We start from the raw sequence: 6,159 nt of genomic DNA on the forward strand, positions 1-6,159 counted from the left end.
CACAAGAGGAAGGAATCAGTAATTATAAGTATTAATATGAAAGATTTTATGTTAAAATTTTTATATGAAAAAATATTTTAAAGTTGGCTTGGGTTTACTTGCTGCTATAGCTGGTGCGCAGATTCTCTACCGAGGCTACAAACATATTGAGGAAAATTTGCGTGGGGAGCTTATTGAAGCTGTACGCAAATCTTTTGCTGATCAAGATATTCAAGTGGTGTGGCTTTTTGAAGAAGCTGATCGAGGAGCTATTTATAAAGGCGGTGTGGTTGTTGGAGAAAACCAAAATATCAATTTTGAAATTGATGGAGAAACCTTGAAAATTACAGAGTTAGGAGAGGAGTACTTATGATTATTCCAAAAAATTACGAAGAACTTGCTGAAATTGTTAAATCAGATGGCAAGCATGTGCTGTTCTTTACTGCAGGCTGGTGTCCCGACTGTACGTTCATCAAGCCAAAAATGCCAGAACTCGAAGCAGAGTTTTCAGATTTTAACTTTGTAGAAGTTGATCGTGATGAATTTATGGACTTGGCTATCGAATGGGGAATCATGGGTATTCCTAGTTTTGTAACACTTGAAAATGGCAAGGAAACAGGCCGTTTGGTTAATAAATTACGTAAAACAAAAGAAGAAGTGAGTGAATTTTTGAAGGGTGTAGAAGAAAGAAAATGATTGCAACGTATAATAAAAATGTGGGTGATGTCCTCATGCTTATTGTGGCAAACAATGAGGGAGCGGATGTAAATTACGAACGTAAGGCGGATGTTGCGCGTGTCTTTCGTGAAGATACTGGGCAAACAGTGGCTTGGAATATTTTTAATGTTAAAGAAAAGTGGCCAGATTTGGCCCAAGGTCAGAACGCTTTGACTGAAGCACAGGTTGCAGAGCTTAACGTAAGATTGAGTAAAGCAGGGTTTGAAGAGCAACTTGTATATGATGGACAGCCCAAGTTTGTTGTGGCGGAGATTCTCACAATGGAAGATCATAAGGACAGCGATCATTTACATGTATGCCAAGTAGATGTGGGATTAGAGGAGCCTGTACAAATCGTTTGTGGCGCACCTAATGCCTTTGTTGGTATGAAAACAGTTGCAGCTTTACCAGGTGCTATGATGCCTTCAGGAAGTCTGATTTGGCCTGGTGCTTTGCGTGGTGTAACTTCTTTTGGTATGTTGTGTTCAGCGCGTGAGCTTGATTTACCAAATGCGCCACAAGTTCGTGGAATTATTGACTTACAAACAGATGTAACAGCTGGTACAGCCTTTGATCCAGAAACAATGTGGCAAGCTTAAAAAAATAAAGAAGGAGATTTCAGTGAAAGCTGGAATCTTTTTTCGTGTTATTATAACAGGAGGTAAAAACAATGAATAAAACACTACTTATTGGGCGGCTTGTTGCAAATCCAGAGCTAAGTAAAACGACAAATGATAAGAGTTTGCTTAGGATAAATTTAGCAGTTAAAAGGCGCTACAAAAATGCAGAAGGTGAGAAGGAGGCGGACTTTATTTCCCTAGTTTTTTGGGAAAGAGCTGCTGAACATTGTGCATCTTATGCTAAAAAAGGAGCTTTGCTTGCGGTTGAAGGCGAAATACGAACGCGAACTTATCTTGATAAACAGGAGCAGAAACGCTATGTGACAGAAGTCTTGGTTAAAAACTTTGATCTTTTGGAGAGCCGTGCAACAGTCGCCATGCGACAGGGAAATGTAGAAAGTGAGTCCCTAGATTTGAAAGAAGAAGAACTTCCCTTTTGACATTGAAAAGACATTTTTCTTAGCAAAAACAAAGGGAGGACGTATCTTCTTTTCAGAAGAAAACTGGAATAAAATATGTGGCTTGGTTGAATAAGCCTTTCTTGAAGCTCAACAAAGCAACTTTAAATTTGGGCATGAACGAGGTGAGGAAGCAAAGTTAGGAATGGGACAAAAATAGACGAGATGTCTTTACGCCTTTTTATGAGTAGCAGCCACTTGTACAAAACTCTATAAAGAGTAATCAAGCCGAGAAAAAGCCACACTTTTTACCCTCTCCTTATAGTTGGAAAACTACAAGGAGATGAACCAATATTTTTGGAAAAACATCAAGAAACTTCCCATAAAGTAATCAAGAAAAAGTCTATAAGTCATGAAGAAACGCTTACGCTCTTGCGACAATTTTCCGATAAAGAGCTCTACACAAAGCCTTTCTATTCGTGGACTGGAACGACAAGTTTGGAGCAGTATTTTCAGTCTTCTCTTGCTTCTCACTATGCTTGGAGCTTGAGGGATTTATGACTTCATAAGAAAAGGTTCTAAAGAGAGAAAAAAGAGATTTTTTTCTTGACTAATTTTGACCTTCGCGGTAAAATAAGAGATATAGATTAGCAGTCAAACTTAAAGAGTGCTAAAATAAAACAAAAATGGAGGAATAACATGTTGAAACCCTTAGCAGATCGCGTTGTTTTGCGTATAAAAGAGGAAGAAGAAAAATCTTTAGGGGGTATTGTCTTGGCCTCAGCGGCTCAAGAAAAGCCACAGATTGCAGAAGTAGTAGCAGTAGGTCCGGGCAAAACAACTCATCATGGAACAGTTATTGCACCTACAGTACAAGTTGGTGATACAGTTCTTTTTGAAAAATTTGCGGGTACGAATGTAAAATTTGAAGGCGAAGATTTCTTGATTATCAAGGAATCTGATATTCTTGCGATTGTTTAAGGAAAATAAAGACAGGAGAGAGTAAAAAAATGGCAAAAGATATTAAATTTTCATCAGATGCACGTTCAGCAATGGTTCGTGGTATTGATATTTTAGCAGATACAGTAAAAACAACACTTGGTCCTAAAGGTCGTAATGTTGTTCTTGAAAAATCTTACGGAAGCCCACTTATCACTAACGACGGTGTAACTATCGCAAAAGAGATTGAGTTAGAAGATCATTTCGAAAATATGGGAGCAAAACTGGTCAGTGAAGTTGCTTCAAAAACAAATGATGTTGCCGGTGACGGAACAACAACAGCCACAGTTTTGACACAAGCTATTGTCCGTGAAGGATTGAAAAACGTAACTGCTGGTGCTAACCCTGTGGGAATTCGTCGTGGTATTGAGTTGGCTACTGAAACAGCTGTAAAAGCACTTAAAGAATTGGCTATCCCAGTATCTGGTAAGGAAGCTATTGCACAAGTTGCAGCTGTGTCTTCTCGTTCTGAAAAAGTTGGAGAGTACATCTCCAATGCCATGGAAAAAGTTGGCAATGACGGTGTTATCACTATTGAAGAGTCAAAAGGTATGCAAACTGAACTTGAAGTTGTAGAAGGTATGCAGTTTGATCGTGGTTACTTGTCTCAATACATGGTAACAGACAATGAAAAAATGGTTGCTAACCTTGATAATCCATACATCTTGATTACGGACAAGAAAATTTCAAATATCCAAGAAATCTTACCTCTACTTGAACAAATCTTGAAAACAAACCGTCCTTTGCTTATCGTAGCAGATGATGTTGACGGTGAAGCTTTGCCAACTCTTGTATTGAACAAGATTCGTGGTACTTTCAATGTCGTTGCTGTCAAAGCACCAGGGTTTGGTGACCGTCGTAAAGCACAACTTGAAGATTTAGCTATCCTTACAGGTGGGACTGTTATTACAGAAGAACTTGGTTTGGAACTTAAAGATGCAGGTTTAGAAGCCCTTGGACAAGCGAGCAAAGTCACTGTCGATAAAGAACACACAACAATTGTTGAAGGAGCTGGTTCAGCAGATGCAATTGCAACACGTGTAGCTACGCTCAAAGCTCAAGTTGAACAAACAACTTCTGAATTTGACCGTGAAAAACTTCAAGAGCGCTTAGCAAAACTTTCTGGCGGTGTCGCTGTGATTAAAGTAGGTGCTGCTACAGAAACTGAACTCAAAGCACAAAAACTTTTAATCGAAGATGCGCTTAATGCAACACGTGCAGCTGTAGAAGAAGGTATCGTCGCTGGTGGTGGTACTGCTCTTGTAACAGTCCTCTCTGCTCTTGATGCTCTGGAAGAAGAAGGGGATGTACAAACAGGTGTGACAATCGTTCGCCGTGCACTTGAAGAGCCTGTACGCCAAATTGCAGCCAATGCTGGTTATGAAGGTTCAGTCATCATTGACAAGCTCAAATCTGCAGAAAAGGGTGTCGGATTCAATGCGGCTACCGGTGAGTGGGTGCAAATGATTGAAGCAGGTATTGTGGATCCCGCAAAAGTAACACGTTCAGCACTTCAAAATGCTGCATCAGTAGCAGGTCTTATCTTGACGACAGAAGCAGTTGTTGCAGATAAACCAGAGCCAGCGAGTCCAGCTGCTCCAGCTATGGATCCATCAATGATGGGTGGCATGATGTAATATTATAAAAGAGTCCTTTGATGATAAGGGTTCTTTTTATATCGTCTAGAGATTCTTTCCTCAGAGATATTTACATGGTAATCTCTGAGTAGAAGAACTCTTATTTTACATGTGCCTAATCTTTTTTGTAATAGGAGAAACTTCTTGACATAAGGCAGAATGGCTACTATAATATGATTGAATTGCTTAGAATTTTCTTCATGCTGTAGAAAATGTGGAAACTTTGTGCAAGGAATGTTTTTGTCTATTGAAATTGAATGGGTATAGTGTAATAAGCACGATATCTAGTATTAAGTTGAGAATTTGGAGGGAATTATGTGTACATCAATTACATACGTGACAAAAGATCATTACTTTGGAAGAAATTTTGACTATGAAATATCTTATAATGAAGTTGTAGCTATTACTCCGAGAAATTATATCTTAGATTTTCGAAAAATAGAAAATTTAAATACTCATTATGCAATGATTGGAATAGCTGCAGGAATAGCAGACTATCCTCTTTACTATGATGCCATGAATGAAAAAGGGCTATGTATGGCTGGGTTAAATTTTGCTGGTTACGCATACTATAATGAATATGAGGAAGGAAAAGAAAATGTTTCGCCTTTCGAGTTTATTCCATACATTTTAGGGCAGTGTACGACTGTAGATGAAGCAAAAAAACTTCTAAATACTATAAATTTAGTCAATATTAATTTTAGTGAGAAACTTCCTCTATCACCGTTACATTGGCTGTTGGCAGATAAGGAAAAATCAATCGTCATTGAAAGCATGGAGGATGGGCTTCATATATACGATAATCCTGTAGGCGTTTTAACAAATAATCCTTCTTTTGATTATCAACTCTTTAATTTGAATAACTATCGTGCATTATCGAGCATGACCCCTAAAAATAATTTTTCAAACCAAGTGGATTTAGAGGTTTATAGTCGAGGTATGGGAGGAATAGGCTTACCTGGGGATCTTTCTTCAACCTCTAGATTTGTTCGAGCAACTTTTGCAAAATTAAATTCAGTGTCAGGGCATTCAGAAGATGAAAGTATTAGCCAGTTTTTCCATATATTAGGTTCAGTGGAGCAACAAAGAGGCCTGTGTGACGTAGGAGATGAAAAATACGAATACACAGTATATTCATCCTGCTGCAATGCGGATAAAGGAATCTATTATTATCGAACATATGAAAATAGCCAAATTACAGCTTTAGATATGTTTAAAGAGGACCTGAATGGTAATCAAATAGTGAAGTATCCTCTGGTAGAAAAGCAACAAATTAACTATGTCAATTAGTTTATGTAGAATGTTGGTAAATTTTTTCTAAATGAAAAAATTCAGATTCGCGCTTGAAAAGTAAAAAAAAAACAGATGTCAGAATATATTTGGAGCCATAAGCTACACCAGTAACATCCAAGGTCGTCTCTTTGCTTAAGTGAGCGGCAAACATATTATTCATAGATTGAGAGCGTCGTAGTTTCGCGGCGCTCTTTTATGTTATAATAAAAGTCTGTTCTTATAGGTGTCCCTGCTTCGGTGGGGATTTTTTAGTAGCAAAAAGTGCGTAAATCTACGAAAGAGTAAGTGAAAAATTATTTTTGAAGTGTCACGTAAAAGTGCAGCATTATAGCTTTTTATATAGGGTATATAATAAGAGCAGCCTAAGCAGGGGCTTCTTTTTTGTCCACTTTTCAGGCGCTGGTTACGGAAGCTGAAAGCAAGGTTAAGTGAAAGTCTTCCTCGCTTTTCTCATCAAACACTCATTTCATTTGACCTTTTTTTTTTATACTATAGACTCAGAAAGTAAACGTAACA

General features: G+C 38.1%; 8 protein-coding genes. All 8 read left to right on the plus strand.

Translation table 11 applies throughout. The annotated features are described in order from the left end of the window. The first annotated feature begins 64 nt into the window (after nt 1–64). The 8 genes from NFR51_RS09470 (at nt 65) to bsh (ending at nt 5,640) form a co-directional block, all read left to right on the plus strand. Entirely contained in the window at nt 65–352 is a 288-nt protein-coding gene (locus tag NFR51_RS09470) for a hypothetical protein (protein WP_251713432.1), read from the plus strand. Beyond that, nucleotides 349–675 carry a thioredoxin family protein gene (locus NFR51_RS09475; protein WP_251713433.1) on the plus strand — a complete coding sequence of 109 codons (327 nt, stop codon included), beginning with the start codon at nt 349–351 and terminating at the stop codon, nt 673–675. The genes NFR51_RS09470 and NFR51_RS09475 overlap by 4 nt, the downstream gene beginning before the upstream one ends. Next, complete coding sequence (gene ytpR, locus NFR51_RS09480) at nt 672–1,295, plus strand: YtpR family tRNA-binding protein (protein ID WP_251713434.1); 624 nt, start codon at nt 672–674, stop codon at nt 1,293–1,295. Before NFR51_RS09475 ends, ytpR begins: the two co-directional genes overlap by 4 nt. 71 nt (nt 1,296–1,366) lie before the next feature. Beyond that, on the plus strand, nt 1,367–1,756 hold the full coding sequence (locus NFR51_RS09485) for a single-stranded DNA-binding protein (protein ID WP_251713435.1): 390 nt from the start codon (nt 1,367–1,369) through the stop codon (nt 1,754–1,756). A gap of 315 nt (nt 1,757–2,071) precedes the next feature. Beyond that, complete coding sequence (locus NFR51_RS09490; RefSeq protein ID WP_251713436.1) at nt 2,072–2,275, plus strand: ClbS/DfsB family four-helix bundle protein; 204 nt, start codon at nt 2,072–2,074, stop codon at nt 2,273–2,275. 138 nt (nt 2,276–2,413) lie between these two features. Beyond that, the gene (gene groES / locus NFR51_RS09495) at nt 2,414–2,695 is read left to right on the plus strand and encodes a co-chaperone GroES (protein WP_202230133.1); all 282 of its coding nucleotides are present in this window, start codon (nt 2,414–2,416) and stop codon (nt 2,693–2,695) included. A gap of 29 nt (nt 2,696–2,724) precedes the next feature. Further along, complete coding sequence (gene groL / locus NFR51_RS09500; protein WP_251713437.1) at nt 2,725–4,350, plus strand: chaperonin GroEL; 1,626 nt, start codon at nt 2,725–2,727, stop codon at nt 4,348–4,350. Nucleotides 4,351–4,665: 315 nt separating this feature from the next. Then, nucleotides 4,666–5,640: a choloylglycine hydrolase gene (bsh, locus tag NFR51_RS09505; RefSeq protein WP_251713438.1), complete on the plus strand. Its 975-nt coding sequence runs from the start codon at nt 4,666–4,668 to the stop codon at nt 5,638–5,640. Nucleotides 5,641–6,159 lie beyond the last annotated feature (519 nt).

Source organism: Lactococcus ileimucosae (genome assembly GCF_943193185.1).
In the GTDB taxonomy this organism is placed as follows: Bacteria; Bacillota; Bacilli; order Lactobacillales; family Streptococcaceae; genus Lactococcus; species Lactococcus ileimucosae.